Annotated in this window: 18 protein-coding genes, 1 rRNA gene and 1 pseudogene; 18 read left to right on the forward strand and 2 right to left on the reverse strand. The window is 68.8% G+C overall.

Annotated features, from left to right (window positions below):
- Positions 1 to 20: 20 nt before the first annotated feature.
- A 5S ribosomal RNA gene (rrf, locus tag QH196_RS08965) occupies positions 21 to 137 on the forward strand.
- Positions 138 to 828: 691 nt separating this feature from the next.
- Positions 829 to 1,722: pseudogene (locus QH196_RS08970) on the forward strand (hypothetical protein); the annotation flags it as partial.
- A gap of 362 nt (positions 1,723 to 2,084) precedes the next feature.
- Here QH196_RS08970 and QH196_RS08975 read toward each other — a convergent pair.
- Positions 2,085 to 2,531 carry a GyrI-like domain-containing protein gene (locus QH196_RS08975; RefSeq protein ID WP_280415295.1) on the reverse strand — a complete coding sequence of 149 codons (447 nt, stop codon included), beginning with the start codon at positions 2,529 to 2,531 and terminating at the stop codon, positions 2,085 to 2,087.
- Positions 2,532 to 2,802: 271 nt separating this feature from the next.
- Here QH196_RS08975 and QH196_RS08980 point away from each other — a divergent pair, with 271 nt between their 5' ends.
- From QH196_RS08980 to QH196_RS09005, 6 genes are all read left to right on the forward strand, one after another.
- On the forward strand, positions 2,803 to 3,684 hold the full coding sequence (locus QH196_RS08980; protein WP_280415309.1) for an HAD-IIA family hydrolase: 882 nt from the start codon (positions 2,803 to 2,805) through the stop codon (positions 3,682 to 3,684).
- A gap of 13 nt (positions 3,685 to 3,697) precedes the next feature.
- The gene (locus QH196_RS08985) at positions 3,698 to 4,027 is read left to right on the forward strand and encodes a hypothetical protein (protein WP_280415296.1); all 330 of its coding nucleotides are present in this window, start codon (positions 3,698 to 3,700) and stop codon (positions 4,025 to 4,027) included.
- A 1-nt stretch (position 4,028) separates the two neighbouring features.
- Complete coding sequence (locus QH196_RS08990; protein WP_280415297.1) at positions 4,029 to 4,850, forward strand: TlyA family RNA methyltransferase; 822 nt, start codon at positions 4,029 to 4,031, stop codon at positions 4,848 to 4,850.
- Complete coding sequence (locus tag QH196_RS08995; protein WP_280415298.1) at positions 4,847 to 5,821, forward strand: NAD kinase; 975 nt, start codon at positions 4,847 to 4,849, stop codon at positions 5,819 to 5,821. Before QH196_RS08990 ends, QH196_RS08995 begins: the two co-directional genes overlap by 4 nt.
- Positions 5,799 to 7,571 carry a DNA repair protein RecN gene (gene recN, locus QH196_RS09000; protein ID WP_280415299.1) on the forward strand — a complete coding sequence of 591 codons (1,773 nt, stop codon included), beginning with the start codon at positions 5,799 to 5,801 and terminating at the stop codon, positions 7,569 to 7,571. Before QH196_RS08995 ends, recN begins: the two co-directional genes overlap by 23 nt.
- A gap of 242 nt (positions 7,572 to 7,813) precedes the next feature.
- Complete coding sequence (locus tag QH196_RS09005; RefSeq protein ID WP_280415300.1) at positions 7,814 to 8,404, forward strand: hypothetical protein; 591 nt, start codon at positions 7,814 to 7,816, stop codon at positions 8,402 to 8,404.
- Between the two features lie 93 nt (positions 8,405 to 8,497).
- On the opposite strand, the gene QH196_RS09010 is transcribed toward QH196_RS09005, so the two are convergent.
- Positions 8,498 to 8,917 carry an SRPBCC family protein gene (locus QH196_RS09010; protein ID WP_280415301.1) on the reverse strand — a complete coding sequence of 140 codons (420 nt, stop codon included), beginning with the start codon at positions 8,915 to 8,917 and terminating at the stop codon, positions 8,498 to 8,500.
- A gap of 183 nt (positions 8,918 to 9,100) precedes the next feature.
- Here QH196_RS09010 and steA point away from each other — a divergent pair, with 183 nt between their 5' ends.
- The 10 genes from steA to der all read left to right on the forward strand — a co-directional run bounded on the left by steA (position 9,101) and on the right by der (position 20,320).
- Complete coding sequence (steA, locus tag QH196_RS09015) at positions 9,101 to 10,312, forward strand: putative cytokinetic ring protein SteA (RefSeq protein WP_280415302.1); 1,212 nt, start codon at positions 9,101 to 9,103, stop codon at positions 10,310 to 10,312.
- 327 nt (positions 10,313 to 10,639) lie between these two features.
- Positions 10,640 to 12,373 carry a CTP synthase gene (locus QH196_RS09020; RefSeq protein WP_280415303.1) on the forward strand — a complete coding sequence of 578 codons (1,734 nt, stop codon included), beginning with the start codon at positions 10,640 to 10,642 and terminating at the stop codon, positions 12,371 to 12,373.
- Positions 12,370 to 13,026 carry an NUDIX hydrolase gene (locus QH196_RS09025; RefSeq protein WP_280415304.1) on the forward strand — a complete coding sequence of 219 codons (657 nt, stop codon included), beginning with the start codon at positions 12,370 to 12,372 and terminating at the stop codon, positions 13,024 to 13,026. The genes QH196_RS09020 and QH196_RS09025 overlap by 4 nt, the downstream gene beginning before the upstream one ends.
- Before the next feature lie 13 nt (positions 13,027 to 13,039).
- The gene (locus QH196_RS09030) at positions 13,040 to 13,987 is read left to right on the forward strand and encodes a site-specific tyrosine recombinase XerD (protein ID WP_280415305.1); all 948 of its coding nucleotides are present in this window, start codon (positions 13,040 to 13,042) and stop codon (positions 13,985 to 13,987) included.
- 248 nt (positions 13,988 to 14,235) lie between these two features.
- Positions 14,236 to 15,111 (forward strand): ParA family protein, encoded by an 876-nt coding sequence (locus tag QH196_RS09035; protein ID WP_280415310.1) that lies wholly within the window; start codon positions 14,236 to 14,238, stop codon positions 15,109 to 15,111.
- Positions 15,108 to 16,001 (forward strand): segregation and condensation protein A, encoded by an 894-nt coding sequence (locus QH196_RS09040; RefSeq protein ID WP_432279460.1) that lies wholly within the window; start codon positions 15,108 to 15,110, stop codon positions 15,999 to 16,001. Before QH196_RS09035 ends, QH196_RS09040 begins: the two co-directional genes overlap by 4 nt.
- An 88-nt stretch (positions 16,002 to 16,089) precedes the next feature.
- Positions 16,090 to 16,746, forward strand: a complete 657-nt coding sequence (gene scpB / locus QH196_RS09045; RefSeq protein WP_280415306.1) for an SMC-Scp complex subunit ScpB — start codon at positions 16,090 to 16,092, stop codon at positions 16,744 to 16,746.
- 252 nt (positions 16,747 to 16,998) lie between these two features.
- A complete protein-coding gene (locus QH196_RS09050; protein WP_432279461.1) occupies positions 16,999 to 18,117 on the forward strand; it encodes a pseudouridine synthase in 1,119 nt (372 codons plus the stop codon).
- Between the two features lie 20 nt (positions 18,118 to 18,137).
- Positions 18,138 to 18,896: a (d)CMP kinase gene (gene cmk / locus QH196_RS09055; protein ID WP_051157413.1), complete on the forward strand. Its 759-nt coding sequence runs from the start codon at positions 18,138 to 18,140 to the stop codon at positions 18,894 to 18,896.
- A gap of 11 nt (positions 18,897 to 18,907) precedes the next feature.
- Positions 18,908 to 20,320, forward strand: coding sequence for a ribosome biogenesis GTPase Der (gene der / locus QH196_RS09060; RefSeq protein WP_280415308.1), 1,413 nt, complete (start codon positions 18,908 to 18,910; stop codon positions 20,318 to 20,320).
- Positions 20,321 to 20,586: the final 266 nt, after the last annotated feature.

Here is a 20,586-nt window from a genome sequence, read left to right on the forward strand (position 1 = left end):
TGTGGATAGTTTCATAGAGTTACGGCGGTTATAGCGGCAGGGAAACGCCCGGTCCCATTCCGAACCCGGAAGCTAAGCCTGCCAGCGCCGATGGTACTGCACTCGACAGGGTGTGGGAGAGTAGGACACCGCCGGAACATACTTTCACGAAAGGGGACCCAGATACTGGGTCCCCTTTCGGCGTTTCTGTACGGGATTTAGACCCGTTAGACTTGTGGTGAGCACATGCTCACCGTTATCGATTCATCTGATTTCCATTTGAGAGAGGGACCCGCCGTGCCGGAACAGAGCGATGGCCGGAAACCGTTCCGGCGTAATTCTTCCGGGGCGGGGAACGGGTTCCGGCGGGCCGGTGAGGGCGCAGACGCAACTCGTTCCGGCGGCGAGAAACCCGGGGACGGCCGGTCGGCCGGCGGTGGACGGGGAAATTTCCGGCGTGAGGGCGGTTCGTCCGGCGCAGCCCGAGGGGATCGTGGCGCGGACCCGCGGGACCGTCGCGGCAGGCCGGGAGCCGCCGGCGGCAGCGGGGGCGAGGACAACCGTGGCTCGTTCCGTTCCGATCGCGGTTTTCGCGGCGATCGTGGCCGCCCGGAACGGCCGGGCCCGGCGGGGGAACGTGGCAACAGGTCCGGTGGCTCCGATGATCGCGGTCGTTTCCGCGCCGATGATTCGCGCGGTGGGCGATACGGAGAGGGTCCGCGTGGCGGACGTGACGAAGCGCGAGGCTTCGGTAGTCGTGGCGCCCGGGCCGGTGGGGATAAGCCTGACCGCGGATCTGGGGAGCGCAGCGATTACCGGCCTTCGGACCGCACCGATAATGGCGGTGGTGACCGAGGGCGGCGTGACTTCGGCGGACGCGGTGGACCGCGTTCCGGTTCCGATGATCGCCGGTTCGGTGCCCGTGGCGGGGCCGACCGCGCTGACCGCGGAGCCGGCCGGAATTATGAAGCGGGCGCGTCGTCGGGCCCGTCCCGCGACGGTGGGCCGGGCGGACCGCGCCGTCGGGGCGGTGAGGGCGCAGCCCGGGGAGCCGATCGGCGGCCACCGCGTCCGGATGAGCCGGACCTGCCCGAGAATGTCCAGGCCGGCGATCTGGATTCCGCCATTCGGCGCGATCTGCTGAGTCTGGACAAAGGCAACGCGGAAACCGTGGCACGCCATCTGGCTATGGCGGCGCAACTACTCGACGATGATCCGCGCCTGGCTCTGGCGCATGCGCGGGCTGCCCGGCAGCGGGCGGGCCGAATCGCGGTGGTCCGGGAAACGGCCGGTGTGGTGGCGTATCACGCGGGTGAATGGGCCGAGGCATTATCGGAACTGCGGGCGGCGCGGCGGATGGCGGGCGGCGCCGGGCTGCTCGCGGTTATGGCCGACTGCGAACGCGGGCTGGGCCGGCCCGAGCGCGCGATCGAGATCGGCCGCAGCGACGAAGCCCGGACACTGACCGGCGACGACGCGATCGAGCTCCGTATCGTGGTCGCGGGTGCGCGGATGGACCTGGGCGAATACGACCAGGCTGTGGTCACCCTGCAGACTTCCGACCTCGATCCGGCCCGCACCGGGTCCGGGCACGCGCGGTTGTTCTACGCCTACGCCGACGCACTGGTTGCGGCCGGGCGCACCGAGGAAGGGCTCACCTGGTTCTTCAATGCCGCGGCCGCTGACCTGGATGGCGAAACCGATGCCGAAGAACGTGCCGCCGAGTTGACCGGGGGTTCCTGACGACGGCTGGGCCGGGGTCGCATGGATTCGCGCACCCCGGGCCATTGGGTGATCGGCCCAGAGTCTGCGTGAAATCGACTCCTCGCCGGACGACGCGCGACAGCGCGCCGGCGAAGTCATGAGGGCAGACGGGATGCCTGGGCCCAGTCGGGTCGGATTCGCCGGAAAGCTGCCGAGCGGGGCGGCTGTGCCGACGCGTGCGCGCAGCACTGCGCTCGTCCGCCGGAATTTCCGCAGCCGGGGATCGGCCTACGCATGGCCGGAACGAGCAGCTGCGTGTGCAGTGTCCCTGAACGTTCCGGCATGGAGGGGCCTATAGGCAGGGGCGACTATGGTCCGACGTTCTTGCGCCGCGGTCCGGATCAAGCCGGAGAGATGGACCAGTTGAGTTCTGTGCGCAGATCGGCGGGGTCCATATGGGGGTTCGGCTCGGTGACGTAGACCTCCCAGCGGGTGCCGGCCGGGGTCAAGTCTTGGGAAGTGATCCAGGCGCGCAGCCGGTCCCAGCTCTGGTCCAATCCGTCGAACGACCCGTGGTGCACGAGCCGAGCTGTTCGCCCGGACGGGAGCACGTCGGCTACGACCTCCCCTTCCGGCTGGATCGGCCGGTCGACCGGGAAGCCGACGGTGATTTCCATGGATCGGTCGCTGACGGTGCCGTAGAGCGCGAGGGCGGGACCGGTGACATTCACACCCTGGGTGTCGAGTACGGCGGCAAGACGTCCGAATGAGGTATCGAAGAAAGTGGTGATCTCGTCCGGGGACACTCGACCGTGGACCACCGCGAGTTTCTCTTCGGCGACGTCCACAAGATTAGGTTCGGTGCCTTGCGCAAGGTATTCGTCGACCACATGTCCTCCACAGTGGGTGAGGCGGGCGCGCGGATCGCGACCGCGGGGTATCGCTGTGACGACGCTGATCTCCGCGAAAACTCATCGCTGCGCGGGCCGCCGGATTCGCGACCCGCGATCATTCTCGCGTCCGTGCGTCCGTGCGTCCGTGCGTCCGTGCGTGTGTGGAGTGCCCGTCGGGCGCAGGAGCGGGACGACGTAGGGTCCGAGTGTGCGGGATGTGAGTGGAATGCGGTTGCGGGACGGGTACGAGGCGCTGCTGCTGGATCTGGACGGGACGCTGTATCGCGGGTCCGTGGTGATCGAGGGCGGGCCGGCCGAACTTGCCGGTGGGGGGCAGCGCCTGGTCTACGTCACCAATAATGCGAGCCGGGCGGCGGGCTCGGTGGCCGCCCATCTCGCCGAGATGGGATACCCGGCTGCGGAGGCCGATGTGGTGACCAGTGCGCAGGCGGCGGTGCGGCTGCTCGCCGGCCGGGTCGAGCAAGGGGCCGAGGTGCTGGTAGTCGGTACCGATGATCTCGCGGCCGAGGTGAAGGCGGCGGGGTTGCAGCCGGTGCGGCGGGCCACCCAATCGGTCGCGGCGGTGGTGCAGGGGCATTCTCCGCAGACTGCGTGGCCTGATCTGGCCGAAGCGTCGTACGCGCTGCGGGCGGGGGCGGTGTGGGTGGCTGCGAACACCGATCGGACGCTGCCTAACGAACGTGGTCTGGCGCCAGGTAACGGGGCCATGGTCGCGGCATTGCGTGCCGCTTCGGACCGGGAACCGGTGGTGGCGGGTAAACCCTATGCTCCGTTGCTGGAGAACGCATTGGACCGGGCCGGGACCCGGGCCGCGCTGGTGGTCGGGGACCGGCTCGACACCGATATCGACGGCGCCGAGAACGTGGCGGTGGACTCACTGCTGGTGCTCACCGGCGTCAGCACTATCGAGGAACTGACCGGGCTGCCCACCGACCGGTGGCCGACCTATATCGCCGGCAGCCTGGCAGCGCTGAACAGTGCGCCGGTGCCCTGCGATATCGGCGACCCCACCGCTGTCCGGCGAGAACTGGATGCCCAGCCGGGCCGGGCCCTGAGGGTACGCGCGCCCCGTTCGGAAATCCGATAGCGTTGACCGCACGATGACTACCCCGACTCCTCGCCCGAACACCCCCGGTGCCGCCCGGGTGCCGCTGCCCGGTCAGCACCTGCCCGGGGCGGCCGGCCACGGCGACCTCGCCGATCCGGACAAGATCCGCACCGAAGTTCGTGAACTGCTCGCCGAACTCGCCGACCGGCCGGGCGGGGGGGCCCCCGGGGGCGGGGGGCGCCGCCCCGCCCCCGCCCCCCGGCGGGCGGGCGGCGCCCCGGGGGACGAATCCGCCGGAACCGACCTGGCCCGCCGCGCGCATATCCTGGAGCAGGCACACGAGGTGCTGGTCCAGGCTCTGGCGACGGTGGACAAGATCTGAGGTGGCCAGGCGGGCGCGGGTGGACGCGGAACTGGTCCGCCGCGGGTTGGCACGGTCACGCGAGCATGCCGTGGAACTGATCGGTGCCGGACGGGTACTGATCAACGGTGCGGTGGCGGTGAAGCCGGCGACCGCGGTGGAAACCGGGACACCCTTGGTGGTCAAAGAACAGGTCGACGAGGTGGCCTGGGCGTCGCGCGGGGCACATAAACTGCTGGGCGCGCTGGAGGCTTTCGAACCGCGGGGGCTGATGATCGCGGACCGGCGCTGCCTGGACGCGGGAGCGTCCACCGGCGGGTTCACCGATGTGCTGCTCAGTCGTGGGGCTCGGGAAGTGGTGGCCGCCGATGTCGGCTACGGGCAGTTGGTCTGGCGGCTGCGGACCGACGAGCGCGTCCATGTACTCGACCGGACCAATGTTCGCTCGCTGACACCGGACGGTATCGGCGGGCCGGTGGACGTGGTGGTCGCCGATCTGTCGTTCATATCGCTGGCCCTGGTCCTGCCCGCACTGGCGGCGTGCACGGCGCCCGGCGCCGATCTGGTGCCCATGGTGAAACCGCAGTTCGAGGTCGGTAAGGAACGGGTGGGGTCGGGCGGCGTGGTTCGTGACCCGCAGTTGCGGGCGGCCGCGGTATGTGCGGTGGCCGCCACGGCCGCCGAACTCGGGTTGCGGACGGTGGGTGTGGTGGCCAGCCCGCTGCCGGGGCCCTCCGGGAATGTCGAATACTTTCTGTGGTTGCGCCGGGAGGATATACCCGGCGATTCGGCAGGCGAGGTGGCGGAGATGGTGCGGCTGGCGGTCGAAGAAGGCCCGCAATGAGTGCGGATACGCCCCGGGCCAGGGAGATTCTGCTGGTATCGCATCCGGGTCGCGCCGAGATCAGTGAAACGGCGCATCGGGTGGCGAAGATCTGCGCGGAGGCCGGGATCGGGTTGCGGGTGCTCGCCGACGAGGCCTACAGCACCCGGTTCGAGTCCGGCGCCGAACCGGTCACCGAATCCGGGGGCTATCCGGTGCAGGTGGTGGCGCACGAGCCGGACGCGGCGCTGGGCTGCGAGATGGTGCTCGCGCTCGGCGGTGACGGCACGCTGCTGCGGGCCGCGGAACTGGCCCGGCACGTCACCGTTCCGGTGCTCGGGATCAATCTGGGCCGTATCGGATTTCTCACCGAAGCCGAGGCCGAACACCTCGACGAAGCGCTCGCGCAAGTGGTGCGCCGCGACTACCGGGTCGAGGAACGGATGACCATCGATGTCAGCGTCCGGCTCGACGACGAGATCATCGAGCGCGGCTGGGCGTTGAACGAGGCCAGTATCGAGAACGCCGCGCGGATGGGTGTTCTGGAAGTGGTGCTGGAAGTCGACGGGCGGCCGGTGTCGTCCTATGGCTGTGACGGAATTCTTGTCGCGACCCCTACCGGTTCCACCGCCTACGCTTTCTCTGCCGGTGGGCCGGTGGTGTGGCCGGAACTGGAAGCGCTGCTGGTGATTCCGAGCAATGCGCATGCCCTGTTCGCCCGGCCCCTGGTGACCAGCCCGGACTCCCGGATCGCGGTCGAATCCGTTGCCACCGGCCCTGATGCGATAGTTTTCCTGGATGGCAGGCGCACCCTCGCATTGCCGCGAGGCGGCCGGGTCGAAGCGATCCGTGGTGCCGAGCCGGTGCGGTGGGTGCGGCTGGATTCCGCGCCGTTCGCGGACCGGATGGTGCGCAAGTTCGAGCTGCCGGTAACTGGTTGGCGGGGCCGGCGGCGAACGGAGGGCACACGTGCTGACAGAGATACGAATTGACGGACTGGGCGTTATCTCCACGGCCACCGCGCAATTCCACGAAGGGCTGACGGTGCTCACCGGGGAAACCGGGGCGGGCAAAACGATGGTGGTCACCAGTCTGCACCTGCTCAGCGGGGCACGGGCGGACGCCGGCCGGGTGCGGCTCGGTGCTAATCGTGCCGTGGTGGAGGGCCGGTTCACCCTCGACGAGGTGAACGCGACCGCGCGCGGTGACGCAGAGCAGGTTCTGGAAGCAGCGGCAGCCGTTGCGGACGACGACGGTACGGTGATCGCGATCCGGACGGTGGGCAGTGACGGCCGGTCCCGGGCGCATCTGGGGGGTCGCGGGGTGCCGGCGTCGGTACTGGCGGATTTCACCGCACCGTTGCTGACCGTGCACGGGCAGAACGATCAATTACGGTTGCAACGGCCCGAACAGCAGTTGCGGGCGCTGGACCAATTCGCGGACGCGGCGGTGGGGCCGCTGCTACGCGAATACACCGAGCAGCGGCGGGCCTGGCTGGACGCGCGCAACGCACTACTGGAACGTACGGCGCGCAGCCGGGAGATGGCGGTCGAAGCGGAACGTCTCACCCAGGCGCTCGCCGAAATCGATGCGATTGCACCCGAACCGGGTGAGGACGAGCGCCTGGTCGCGGAGATCCGCCGGCTCAGCGATCTGGATTCGCTGCGGGAAGCGGCGGCCACCGCGCACGAGGCGCTGGCCGGGCCGGAGGACGATCCGGGGGAGAATGCCGGCGCGCTGGACGCGCTGGGGGTCGCGCGGTCGCGGGTGGAAGGTTCCGAGGATCCGGCGCTGGCGGCGCTGGGGCCGCGGCTGGCCGATGCGATCGCGGTGGTGGTGGATCTGACCACGGAATTGAGCGGGTACCTGTCGGATCTGCCGTCGGACCCCGGTGCGCTGGATTCCATGCTGACCCGGCAGGCCGAACTGAAATCGCTGACCCGCAAATACGCGCCCGATATCGACGGGGTGCTCGCCTGGGCCGACGATGCGCGGACGAAGCTGGAATCGCTGGATGTCTCCGAGGAGGCGCTGGCGGCACTGGCCGCGGAGGTCGAGGCGGGCGCGGATCGGGTGCGGGCCGTGGCGGTCAAACTGTCGCAGGCGCGTACCACGGCGGCCGGTGAGCTGGCCGCGGCGGTGAGCGAGGAACTCGGCGGGCTGGCGATGGGGAAGGCACGGCTGGACGTCGAGGTCCGCCCGGTACCGGCCGGGCCGCAGGATTCGGCGCCGCTGCTGATCGACGGCACCGAACTCCATGCCGGGCCCGCCGGGGTGGACGAGGTGGAGTTACGGCTGGCCGCGCACTCCGGGGCGCAGTCGCTGCCGTTGAACAAGAGCGCCTCCGGCGGTGAGCTTTCCCGGGTGATGCTGGCGCTCGAGGTGGTGCTGGCGGGTAACGAACACGGGGTGACCATGGTGTTCGACGAGGTCGACGCCGGTGTCGGCGGCCGGGCCGCGGTGGAGATCGGGCGGCGGCTGGCCCGGCTGGCCCGCACCCATCAGGTGATCGTGGTGACCCATTTGGCGCAGGTCGCGGCGTTCGCCGATACCCATCTGGTGGTGAACAAATCCGACGACGGTGAGGGTGCCGTGGATTCGGGGGTCCGGGCGCTGACCCAGGACGAGCGGATCGTGGAACTCGCCCGGATGCTGGCGGGGCTCGACGACACCGAAACGGGTCGCGCGCACGCCTGGGAACTGCTCAATATCGCCCGCGCCGAACGGATGGCGGCGAGCTGATACACCCGCGCGCACGGGTGCCGTGATTCGTGTTGCGGAGGACGGGTGTCCGGGTGCGGTAACAGGAACTCAGGTGATCGGGTGTCCGGTCTGTGCGCCGTGGGGCCGCAGGCGGCCCCGATCTCGAGACGCGCCTGTGTGATGGTGATCTGCTACTTTCACAGCGCTCACCGGGATAACTCGCTCGGCCCGCCGCCGCGCGACAGGAACCGCGCGGCTTTGCCGGTAGGAGACGCGATTCGATGACCACCGCCGAACACAACGACGAGCCGTGTCGGCAAGGTGAACTCGCTCGGCCCGCGTCCCGGTGGTGGCGCATATCGATCGTGGTGATCACGCTGTCGGTGAGCGTGTGTTGCGTAGTGCTGCTGTGGCTGCTGATGTCGGATGCCGCGTTTCCTGCGCTTGTGCTCGCAGGCTGGGCGCTGGTGTCGCTGGGTGCGTTGTGGCTGGTGATCGGGCTGTTCGGTGTGATGCGCTACCGCCGTTACCGGTTGCTGCTCTTCGCGCCCGGCGCGGTCGTACTGACCTGTGCCCTGGTCTGGGCGGATGTTCCGGGAAATCTCGGATGGCGGATTTCCGGTGACAGCCTCGAACGCCTCGCGGCCGGTTGTGACGCCTCGGCCCACGGACGGTACGGCTTCTACACCATCACCTCCGTGGTGAAACGTGACGGGGGTTGCCTGCTCTACACCGGTGGCGGTCTCATCGATCGCGTGGGGTTCGCCTATTTCCCGCACGGCGCACCCGGACAGGTCCCACCTCGCCACGACGGCGATATCGGGTATACGCCCCTCGAAGGCAGCTGGTATCGGTTCGTCGAACAGTTCTGAACCACGATCGCCGGCCTGCCGGTCCGGGCACCGAGCCGGCATCCGTGTCCCGCGAGCCGGGGCCCCACGCTGTGGGTCAGCTGTTGCGGCCGGTCAGCGGACGGCTTTGCGGGCGGCGGCGATGAACTGGTTGATGAGGCCTTTCAGGCCGATCTCCAACGCCTTGGCGGGGACGGGCAGGGAGGGGTCGGAGGTCATGGTGTAGGTGACGCGGGTGCCGTTGCCGGCGTCGGCGAAGGTGATGACGCCGGTATGGCTTTTCACCGGAGCGCCCTTGACGATCTTGTATTCCATCCGTTCGTTCGGGACCAGGGCGGTGATCTCCTCCACCACGCCGACCGGTCCGGCACCGATCTTGTGCTGGGCGCCCACACCCTCGCGTTCGGTCTCACCCGGTCGTACCAGCGTGACGTTCACGGCTAGGTAGGGGCTGATGCTCTCGCGGTCGGCGAACAGCCGGTACACGGTCGCCCGCGGGGCGGCGATCACGGTGTCGACGGTGGTGCTGGCCATGGCGTCTCCTCTTCGAATAGCTGCGCCCGGCAGCATACGGCGCGCCCGGCCCGGCTTCCGCGTGCAGCCGACCCGGTGCGCGCGCCCCGCGAGTAGCTGCCCGATTGCTCGAGTGAGCGAATGGATGGCCGGTCAGCGGCGTGTCTCCACCGAAGGTTGAGGGTTTACCGACATCATCGCTACATGAGGATGCTGGCGCTGCTGTCGAAGAACTCCGAGACACTGCCCGGCCGGACCGGGACCGCCCGGGTCGACCGGGACACCCGGCGGCTACTCGCGCGGATCGGGCCTGGTGATATAGCCGTTCTCGATGAAATGGATATCGATCAGTCCCTCGCCGACAAGCTCGTTGCCGCGGGGGTGACGGCGGTGGTGAACACCTCACCGTCGATCTCCGGCCGATACCCGAACGTCGGGCCCGAAGTTCTGGTCGCAGGAGGTGTGCTGCTGCTCGACACCGTGAGCTCGGATGCCTTCGGCCGGATCAAGGACGGTGCGCGGGTGCGAATCGAGGACGGCGTCGTCTACGCCGATCGGTTCACCCGTAAGGAACCCGAGGTGCTGGTCGAATGCCTCGAACTGGACGAGGACGCGATCGCCGAACGGATGCGGGAAGCGCGTAACGGGCTCGCCGAGCATCTGGAATCGTTCGCCGGGGACGCGCTGGAATTCATCCGGACCGAATCATCGCTGCTCATGGACGGTATCGGCGTGCCGAAACCGGATCTTGAACTGAACGGCCGGCAGGTAGTGGTGGTCGGCGTGGGGCCCGGGCACGCCGAGGAGTTGAAGAAACTCAAGCCGTTCATCAAGGAATACTCGCCGGTCTTGATCGGTGTGGGTGGCGGTGCCGAGACACTGCGGCGGTCGGGGTACCGGCCGGACCTGATCGTCGGCAATCCCGACGAACTGACCGCCAAAACGCTGACCTGTGGCGCCGAACTGATCATCCCCGCAGACCTCGACGGCCGGGCCGAGGGATTGGAGCGGGTGAAGGAACTGGGTCTGGGTGCGATCACCTTCCCGGGCTCGGGGTCGCCCGCCGACCTGGCGCTGCTGCTCGCCCACCATCACGGTGCGGCGCTGATCGTGACGGCGGGCGCGAGCGCCTCGCTGGAGGAATTCTTCGATCGCGGCCGCCGCGACAGCAACCCGGCGACCTTTTTGACCCGGTTGAAGGTCGGGGAATCGATCATGGATGCCTCCGCGGTGGCGACGCTGTACCGCAACCGTTTCTCGGGTGTGCTGGCGGCGCTGCTGGTGCTGGCAGTGCTCGGGGCGGCGATCGTCGCGATCCTGGCGGTCGGGCACGGCAGTGAGATGCTCGCCGGGGCGCAGGACATGCTTACCCGAGCCGAGCTCTGGGGCCGGGAGGTGCTGGGCCGGTCCGGATAGTCGGCTGCGGCGTGACTCGACACATCGCGACCGGGGGCCGCGGCCGTTGTTCTGGCGGTCGCACTTGGGCTGCCGGGTCGGCGAGCAGTGGGTGGCCGGGTGTGGTGCGCAACTCTTCAGCACTCGGATGTGCGCGGGTGTCGCGGCGCGAAAATTCCGGTGCGGGACTGCGGGTGTGGAGGAAGTGGCCGGTGATGCCGCCGGGGTGGAAGTGGAACCGCGGGCGTGCCGCTGTTGCGGTGCTCGGAGGGACCGGGTGGGCGATCGGGTGGTTAACGGGGAGTGGCGGTCGTTCACCTGGTGGGTTTCGTGTTACTGTGAAGACCCGTGGGTCATACACGGATTCAGGCGCGCACAGCCACCAAACACATCTTCGTGAGCGGTGGTGTCGCCTCTTCACTCGGTAAGGGTCTCACCGCCTCCAGCCTCGGTCAGTTGCTGACCTCGCGGGGGCTACGAGTCACCATGCAGAAGCTCGACCCCTATTTGAACGTCGATCCCGGCACCATGAACCCGTTCCAGCACGGCGAGGTGTTCGTGACCGAGGACGGCGCCGAGACCGATCTCGATGTGGGGCATTACGAGCGGTTTCTCGATCGCGACCTGTCGAAGGACGCCAACGTCACCACCGGGCAGGTCTACTCGTCGGTGATCGCCAAGGAACGGCGCGGCGAATATCTCGGCGATACGGTGCAGGTGATCCCGCATATCACCGACGAGATCAAGGCGCGCGTCCTGGCGATGCGCGGGCCCGATCTGCAGGGGCAGGAACCGGATGTGGTGATCACCGAGATCGGCGGAACGGTCGGCGATATCGAATCGCAGCCGTTCCTCGAGGCCGCCCGGCAGATCCGGCACGATGTCGGCCGCGACAATGTGTTCTTCCTGCACGTTTCGCTGGTGCCGTATCTGGCGCCGTCCGGTGAGCTCAAAACCAAACCCACCCAGCATTCGGTGGCGGCGCTGCGCAGTATCGGTATCCAGCCCGACGCGCTGATCCTGCGCTGTGATCGCGAGGTGTCGGCGGGCCTGAAGAGCAAGATCGCGCTGATGTGCGACGTGGAGGTCGACGCGTGTATCTCCACACCGGACGCGCCGTCGATCTACGACATCCCGAAGGTGCTGCACCGGGAGGGCCTCGACGCGTATGTGGTGCGCAAACTCGGGTTGCCGTTCCGTGATGTCGACTGGACCGTCTGGGGTGATCTGCTCGACCGTGTGCATACGCCGCGGGAAACGGTGGAGGTCGCGCTGGTCGGCAAGTACGTCGACCTGCCGGATGCGTATCTGTCGGTCACCGAGGCGCTGCGGGCGGGTGGTTTCGCGCACCGCGCGAAGGTGAAACTGCGCTGGGTGCAGTCCGATGATTGCGAAACCCCGGCCGGAGCGCAGGCCGCGCTGCGCGATGTGGACGCGGTGCTGATCCCGGGCGGATTCGGGATCCGCGGGATCGAGGGCAAGGTCGGTGCGATCCACCATGCCCGGACCCGGAAACTGCCGTTGCTCGGATTGTGCCTGGGATTGCAGTGCATGGTGATCGAGGCGGCGCGTTCGGTCGGACTCGACGATGCCAATTCCGCCGAATTCGAACCCGAGACCGAGCACCCGGTGATTTCCACGATGGCCGATCAGGAGCAGGCCGTGGCAGGGGAGGCCGATCTGGGCGGCACCATGCGGCTCGGCGCCTACCCGGCGGTACTGGAGAAGGGTTCCGTGGTGGCCCGGGCCTACCGCGCGAACGAGGTCTCCGAACGGCACCGGCATCGGTACGAGGTGAACAACAGCTACCGCGACAAGATCGCCACCAGCGGGCTCCGGTTCAGCGGGACCTCACCGGACGGGCATCTGGTGGAGTTCGTCGAACTTCCCGGGGATGTCCACCCGTTCTTCGTGGGCACCCAGGCGCATCCGGAACTGAAGAGCCGGCCCACCCGGCCGCATCCGCTGTTCGCCGAGCTGATCGCCGCCGCGCTGCGGTACAAACTGGCCGAACGGCTCCCCGTGGACATTCCCGGTGAGCAGGAAGAGCAGGAAATGGCTGCCGCCGAGCAGGCCTCGTGACCGGCGCGCAGCCGGCGCCGGGCAGCCACGCCTTCCGCACCGTCGACAGCCGGCTGGTCTACAACGGGGCCATTGTGGCGCTGCGGCTGGACCAGGTGGAGATGCCCGACGGGCGGGTCGTGGAACGCGAGGTGGTCGAGCATCACGGCGCGGTCGCGGTGGTCGCGGTGGACGACGACGGGCAGGTCGTGCTGATCCGCCAGTACCGGCATCCGCTCGGGGAGCGGCTGCTCGAACTGCCGGCCGGGTTGATCGATATCGCCGGGGAGGATCCGCTCGCGGCGGCGCAGCGCGAACTGGCCGAGGAAACCGGGCTGGCCGCGCGGGAGTGGTCGGTGCTGGTGGATGTAGCGCTGTCACCGGGGTTCACCGACGAAGCGTTGCGGGTGTATCTGGCGCGCGGGCTGACCGATACCGACCGGCCCGCACCCGAACACGAGGAAGCCGATCTGGAACTGGTGCGGGTGCCGCTCGGCGCGGCTGTCCGCGCGGCTCTGGCCGGTGAGATCGTGAACGCGACGGCGGTCGCCGGACTGCTCGCGCTGAGCGCCGCCGACGCCGCGGATCTACCGCTGCGCCCGGCCGATGCGCCGTGGCCCGGGCTGCCGAGCGCGCTGTTACGGCGCCAGGCGGCGCAACGGAACACGGACTGAGGGCGGGTATGCGGTGCGCGAGGCCGATATCTACCTGGACCATCTCGCGGTGGAGCGGGGTGCCGCCCGCAGCACACTGTCGGCGTACCGGCGCGACCTCGGGCGGTACCGGGAGTACCTGAAAGACCGGGGTATCACCGATCTCGAGGCAGTCCGCGAAACCGATATCGGGGAATTCGGGATCGCCCTGCGCGCGGGCGACGACCGGCATCCGCCGCTGGCACCGGGATCGGTCGCGCGGGCATTGATCGCGGTTCGCGGGCTGCATCGATTCGCTGCCGCCGAGGGCCTGGTCGGTACCGATGTCGCCCATGCGGTGAAACCGCCGATGGTGGGGCAGCGGCTGCCCAAGGCGCTGCCCGTGGATCAAGTGCTGCGGTTACTGGAGTCGGTGGGCGCGGATACAGGAGCCGGTGGGGACGCGGGTGCCCGTGGGCTCCGCGATCGCGCACTGCTGGAACTGCTGTATTCGACGGGCGCGCGGATCTCGGAAACCGTCGGCCTCGATCTCGACGATCTCGACCTCGAGGGGCGCGCTGTCGTGCTGCGGGGGAAGGGCGGTAAACAGCGGATCGTCCCGGTGGGGCGGCCTGCCCTGGCAGCGGTGGACGCCTACCTGGTGCGCGGACGACCAGTACTGGCGTCGAACGGTCGTGCCGGGGTGCGGGCCCCGGGGGCGGCGGCCGCGTTGTTCCTCAACGTCCGCGGCGGCCGGCTGTCCCGGCAGAGTGCCTGGCAGGTGTTGCAGCGGGCCGCGGAACATGCCGGGATCACGGCCACGGTGTCCCCGCACACCCTGCGGCATTCGTTCGCCACCCACCTGCTCGACGGCGGCGCCGATGTGCGGGTGGTGCAGGAACTGCTGGGTCACGCGTCGGTCACCACCACCCAGATCTACACAATGGTCACCGTGGGAACCTTGCGCGAAGTGTGGGCCACCGCCCACCCCAGGGCACGATGAGCGGCCCCGGATTCGCAGACTCCGCAATATCACAGAACACGCCGGTTGACACACTGGGCGCCGGAGTGCTGTCAACAGGTAGCGTCTAGAAGGAGCCGGACCGTGGCGAAAGCGAGACCGTGCCTTGATCGGCCTCGTTACGCTCTACGAGGTGACGGGCAGGAACGTATAAGGAGCAGCGGATCGTGACGACAGCCGGAGCGGCGGAACCGCCCAAGGGCGCCGAGAACGATGAGCGCGCCACATCCGTGTGGGGGGCGGGCCCCGAACCTCCGCCCGCCGACGCCGCACTGGGTCCCACGGGCCGTCCGCTACGCCCGGTGCCGGATCCGGCCGAACCGTCGCATCAGGGCAATGCGCTCATCGTGGCGATGTGCAACCAGAAGGGCGGGGTCGGTAAGACCACCTCGACCATCAACCTGGGTGCCGCGCTGGCCGAATACGGCCGCCGGGTGCTGCTGGTGGATCTCGACCCGCAGGGTGCGTTGTCGGCGGGTCTGGGAGTGGCACACCACGATCTGGAACTGACCGTGCACAACCTGCTGATCGGCGCCCCGGTCGGGGTCGACGATGTGCTCGTGCAGACCAAGGTCGAGAACCTGGATCTGCTGCCGAGCAATATCGATCTGTCCGCGGCGGAGATCCAGCTGGTGAACGAGGTCGGCCGGGAGCAGTCGCTGGGGCGGGCGCTGGAACCGATCCGCGACCGCTACGACTACATCCTCATCGACTGCCAGCCCTCGCTCGGCCTGCTCACGGTGAATGCGCTGGCCTGTTCGGACGGCGTGATCATTCCGATGGAATGCGAGTACTTCTCGCTGCGCGGGCTGGCACTGCTCAACGATACGGTGGAGAAGGTGCGGGACCGGTTGAACCCGCGGCTGAGCCTCTACGGCATCGTGGTCACCATGTTCGATGCCCGGCTGTTGCATTCCCGTCAGGTGATGGCGCGTGTGGTGGAGGTGTTCGGGGAACTGGTGTACGACACCGCGATCGCGCGGACCGTCCGGTTCCCGGATGCGAGCGTGGCCGGTGAACCGATCACCACCTGGGCGCCCAAATCCAGTGGTGCCGAGGCGTATCGCGCGATGGCACGGGAAGTCATCCACCGGTCGGGTCGGTGAGCGCGGCAGCATCCGCACCTGCACCGTCGAGTACCAGCGAACCCGGCGACACCGCGGACGCGGCTGAGGAGAAAACCGGGTTCCATCTGCGGCTCAGTAATTTCGAGGGCCCGTTCGACCTGCTGTTGCAGTTGATCTCGCAGCGCCGTCTCGATGTGACGGAGGTGGCGCTGCATCAGGTCACCGACGAATTCATCGCCTACACCAAGGCGCTCACCGCCGGGCTGGCCCAGCCCGGGAATTCGCTGCGCACCGATAAAATCCTGGATCAGACCACCGAGTTCCTGGTGGTCGCCGCGACCCTGCTGGATCTGAAGGCGGCGCGGCTGCTGCCCTCGGGCGAAGTGACCGATCCCGACGATCTGGAACTGCTCGAGGCGCGGGATCTGCTGTTCGCCCGGTTACTGCAGTACCGGGCGTTCAAACAGGTCGCCGAACTGCTCGGCGAACTCGAGGCGGCCGCGCTGCGCCGGTATCCGCGGGCGGTGGGTTTGGAGGAACGGTTCGCCGGCTTGCTGCCGGAGGTCCAGCTCGGGGTGGATGCGGCCGGATTCGCGGAGATCGCCGCGGCGGCGTTCCGGCCGCGGCCGGTGCCGACGGTGGGCCTGGACCATCTGCACGCGCACACCATATCGGTCGCCGAACAGGCCACGCTGGTACTGGAACGCCTGCGCGCCCGCGGTGCGGGCGTGTGGACCACATTCGCCGATCTGGTGTCCGATTGCGCGGCGCCGATCCAGATCGTGGCGCGATTCCTGGCGCTGCTCGAGCTGTACCGGGGCAAATCGATCGAATTCGACCAGCCCGATCCGCTGGGCCCGCTCGCAGTCCGCTGGATCGGCGACGAGGCCGAGTCGGCGCCGGTCACCATCGAAGAGGACTACGGATGAGCGGGTGGGATTCGGCGGCGTCGGGGCCGGCGGTGGCAGCGCGGCCAACCTATACATGGCCGCCGCATTCGTACGCGGAGGGAGCAGTATGAGCGAGAGTGTGACCGAATTCGCCCCCGAGGCGCTCGACGATGCCGAATTCCGGGCGGCCCTCGAGGCGATTCTGCTCGTTGTGGACACGCCCGCGCCGGTAGAACAGCTGGCGACCGTGTTGGACGAGCCCGTAGACCGCGTCGAGCAAACGTTGCGGGAAATGTCGGCAGAGCTCGCCGCACAGCGCAGTGGGATCGATCTGCGTTTCGCCGGGGACGGGTGGCGCTTCTATACTCGCAGCGAGTACGCACCGTATGTGGAGCGTATGTTGCTCGACGGCGCCCGGTCGAAGTTGACCCGGGCGGCACTGGAGACGCTGGCGGTGGTGGCATATCGGCAGCCGGTGACCCGGGCCCGGGTCAGCGCGGTGCGCGGCGTCAACGTCGACGGTGTGATGCGCACCCTGCTGGCCAGGGGACTGATCACCGAGGCGGGCGCCGACCCGGAAACCAACGGCACGCTCTACGGCACCACCGAACTGTTCCTGGAACGTATCGGGCTGGCGTCGCTGAACGATCTGCCGGAACTGGCGCCGCTGCTGCCGGGCGTCGACCTGATCGATGAGATCAACGACAGTCTGGAGACGGACCCCCGTTACACCAGACTGCGCAAACCCGCCGAGGACGATCTGAACCTAGGCGCCGAGGATTGACAGGAAATCGTGAATACACCCGCTCGCCGAGATGGCACACCGGATCGTAGACAACGCGGAGACCAGCCCGCCCGGGCCGGTCGCGGACGCGGCGCACCCCGCGGGGCGGGGGAGGCCCGCCGTGGCGGTGAATTCCCCCGTAACGGCCGTGGCAGTGAACCGCCGCGAACCGGCCGCGGTGGTGGAACCCGCAGTACGGAACGTGGGGCACGCAGTGACCAGGTGCGGACCGGACGCACCGGGGGTGCGGATATGCCGCCGGGGCGTCGCGGTGCCGGCACCGGCCGGGGTGGTTTCGCATCCGCCGGTGGAAGCGGCGCCGGTGGGCGTCGCGGTGCCGCCGCCCCTGGTCGTACCGGGTCCGCCCCGGCCCCCCGTGGTGGCTCGGCCCAGGCCGGTCGTGGCGGTGCTGCGGCGTCAGGGCGTGGTTCGGGTCCGGCAGGCCGTGGTGGCCCGGCTACCGGTCGTGGTGGTCCGGCCGGTGGCTCGCGGACCGGCGGACGTCCGGGGGGCGGCGCTGCCGCCCGTAAGAGCCCGCCCGCGCGGTCCGGTGGCGCACCGCAGCTGAACAACGCCAAACCCGCCCGCCATCAGTATGTGGAAGCGGAGGAATCCGGCCACGAGAAGATGCCGTGGGGTGAAGGTGAGCGCCTGCAGAAGGTGCTGGCCAAGGCCGGTGTCGCCTCGCGGCGCGCGGCCGAGGAGATGATCGACCAGGGGCGGGTCGAGGTGGACGGCATCATCGTGCGCGAACAGGGCCTGCGCATCGACCCCGAGAACGCCGTGGTGCGGGTGGACGGTATCCGCGTGGTGGTGCGCGAAGAGCTGGTGCATCTGGCGTTGAACAAACCCAAGGGCTGGCAGTCCACCATGTCCGACGATCTGGGCCGCCCCTGTGTGGGCGATATCGTCGCCGAGCGGGTCGCCGCCGGGCAGCGACTGTTCCATGTGGGCCGGCTCGATGCCGATACCGAGGGACTGTTGCTGCTCACCAACGACGGCGACCTCGCGCATCGGCTCATGCACCCGTCTTTCCAGGTGTCCAAGACCTACCTCGCGACCGTGCAGGGCGAGGTGCACCGTTCCATCGGCAAGATTCTGCGCGACGGCGTGGAACTCGAGGACGGTCCCGCCAGTGTCGACAAATTCCAGGTCCTGGAAGTCGACGCGGGACGATCCCTGGTGAAGGTGGTGTTGCACGAGGGGCGCAAACATATCGTGCGACGGCTGCTGGATGCGGTCGGTCACCCGGTGACCCGGCTGGTCCGCACGCATATCGGCCCGGTGGTCCTGGCCGATCAACGGCCGGGCACCCTGCGGGTCCTGGGCCGGGACGAAATCGGCAAACTCTACGAGGCGGTGTCATTGTGAACGGGGCCGAGGTGTTCGGTATGGAAGCTCCGGTCGGGGTCGTCGCGGATCCGGCGGGCGACCGGTCGCTGGTGGTCGCGATGGACGGGCCCTCGGGCACCGGTAAGTCCAGCGTTTCGCGGCGGCTGGCGACCCGGCTGTCGGCTCGTTACCTCGATACCGGCGCCATGTACCGGGTCGCGACCCTGCAGGTGCTGCGCGCCGGGATCGACCCGGCCGATTCCGCGGCCGTGATCGCGGCGGTCACCGATATGCCGTTGCGGATCGGTACCGACCCCGAAAGCGAACTGATCGAACTCGACGGTGACGATGTGCGCGCGGAGATCCGCGGCCCGGAGGTCACCGCCGCGGTTTCGGCGGTTTCGGCGGTACCGGAGGTCCGCGAACAACTGGTGGCGTTGCAGCGCGAGATCGCGGTGAGCGCGGGGCGCGTCGTCGTCGAGGGCCGGGATATCGGCACCACCGTGCTGCCCGACGCCGACGCCAAGATCTACCTGACCGCTTCCGCGCAGGCGCGGGCGCATCGGCGTAATCAGCAGAACATCGCCGAGGGCCGCGGGGACGACTACGCCGGCGTACTCGCCGATGTCGAACGCCGCGACCGTCTCGACTCGACCCGGGCGGTATCGCCGCTGCGGCGCGCCGAGGACGCCGTGCAGGTCGACACCAGCGAACTGACCATGGACGAAACGATCGACGAGCTGTACCGGGAAGTCGCCCGGCAGCTGGACCGGTCGCACGAGCGGTCGGCGCTACGCCGCCGGGGCGCGGCCGGATGAGCGGGGAGACGATGAGCGATGTACTCGCCGGCGACGGTGTGTGGACCGACGAAACCGACTGGGAGATCACCGATCTGGCCGGTGACCCGGAGGCCACCGACCAGGCGCCGATGCCCACCCTGGCCGTGGTCGGCCGCCCGAACGTCGGGAAATCGACGCTGGTCAACCGGATCCTGGGACGGCGCGAAGCGGTGGTCGAGGATGTGCCCGGGGTGACCCGCGACCGGGTTTCCTACGAGGCGAGCTGGGCGGGTCGCCGGTTCTGGGTGCAGGACACGGGCGGCTGGGAACCGGACGCCAAGGGTTTGCAGCAGTCCGTGGCCCGGCAGGCCGAACTCGCGATGAATACCGCCGACGCGATCCTGCTCGTGGTGGACGCCGTGGTCGGCGCCACCGCCGGCGACGAGGCCGCGGTGAAGGTGCTGCGGCGCGCGAAAACGCCGGTGATCCTGGTCGCGAACAAGGTCGACGATCAGCGGGCCGAAGCCGATGCCCACGCACTGTGGTCGCTCGGGCTGGGGGAGCCGCGGATGGTGTCGGCGGCGCACGGCCGCGGCACCGGCGATCTGCTCGACGATGTGCTCGAAGTGCTGCCCGAGACCCCGCGCGAGGGAAGCGGCGGCACCGGTGGACCCCGCCGGGTGGCGCTGGTCGGGAAACCGAACGTCGGCAAATCCAGCCTGCTGAACAAGCTCGCCGGTGACGAACGGTCGGTGGTGCACGATATCGCCGGCACCACCGTCGACCCGGTGGACTCGCTGGTGGAACTGGGCGGCAAGGTGTGGCGGTTCGTCGATACCGCCGGTCTGCGCCGCAAGGTCGCCAATGCCAGCGGAACCGAGTTCTACGCGTCGCTGCGCACCAAATCGGCGCTGGAGGCCTCCGAGGTCGCGATCATGCTGATCGACGCGTCCCAGCCGATCACCGAACAGGATCTGCGGGTGATCAGCCTGGTCGCCGATTCCGGGCGGGCACTGGTACTGGCGTTCAACAAATGGGATCTGGTGGACGAGGACCGCCGCCTGCAACTCGACCGCGAGGTGGACCGCGACCTGAACCGTGTGCCGTGGGCGCAGCGGGTGAATATCTCCGCGCATACCGGCCGGGCGGTACAGAAACTGGTGCCGGCGATGGAAACCGCGCTGGAATCCTGGGATAAACGGATCCCGACCGGCCGGTTGAACACCTGGCTGAAAGAAGTGATCGCCGCGACCCCGCCACCCATGCGTGGTGGCCGGCTGCCGCGCGTGCTGTTCGCCACCCAGGCGACCACCCGGCCGCCGACCTTCGTATTGTTCACCACCGGATTCCTGGAGGCTGGTTACCGCCGGTTCCTGGAACGGCGGCTGCGCGAAGAATTCGGGTTCGACGGGTCGCCGGTGCGTATCTCGGTGCGAGTTCGGGAGAAGCGTCCCAAGAAGTGATCCGGGGCACGGCGCATCGCCGGCAGCACAGATAGTGGATCTCTCACGTGCAGCGTGGTTGTGGGGGCCCCCGGGGAGGAGACCCCCCGCGGGCCGCACCCACCCCAGCACGCCGTTCTCGGGTGCCGGTCGCCGGTGCAGGTGGATATCGCGGAGTTCGTTCATGAATCGTTGCCCGAGTTCTGGTCCGCCGTCGGCGAGCAGGCGGGCGCGGATGGGGAGTTCGGGTGTGGTGGGTTGCCAGCCGGCCCCCCCCGCGCCCGCGT

It is taken from the genome of Nocardia carnea, from assembly GCF_029868325.1.
Taxonomy (GTDB): domain Bacteria; phylum Actinomycetota; class Actinomycetes; order Mycobacteriales; family Mycobacteriaceae; genus Nocardia; species Nocardia carnea_C.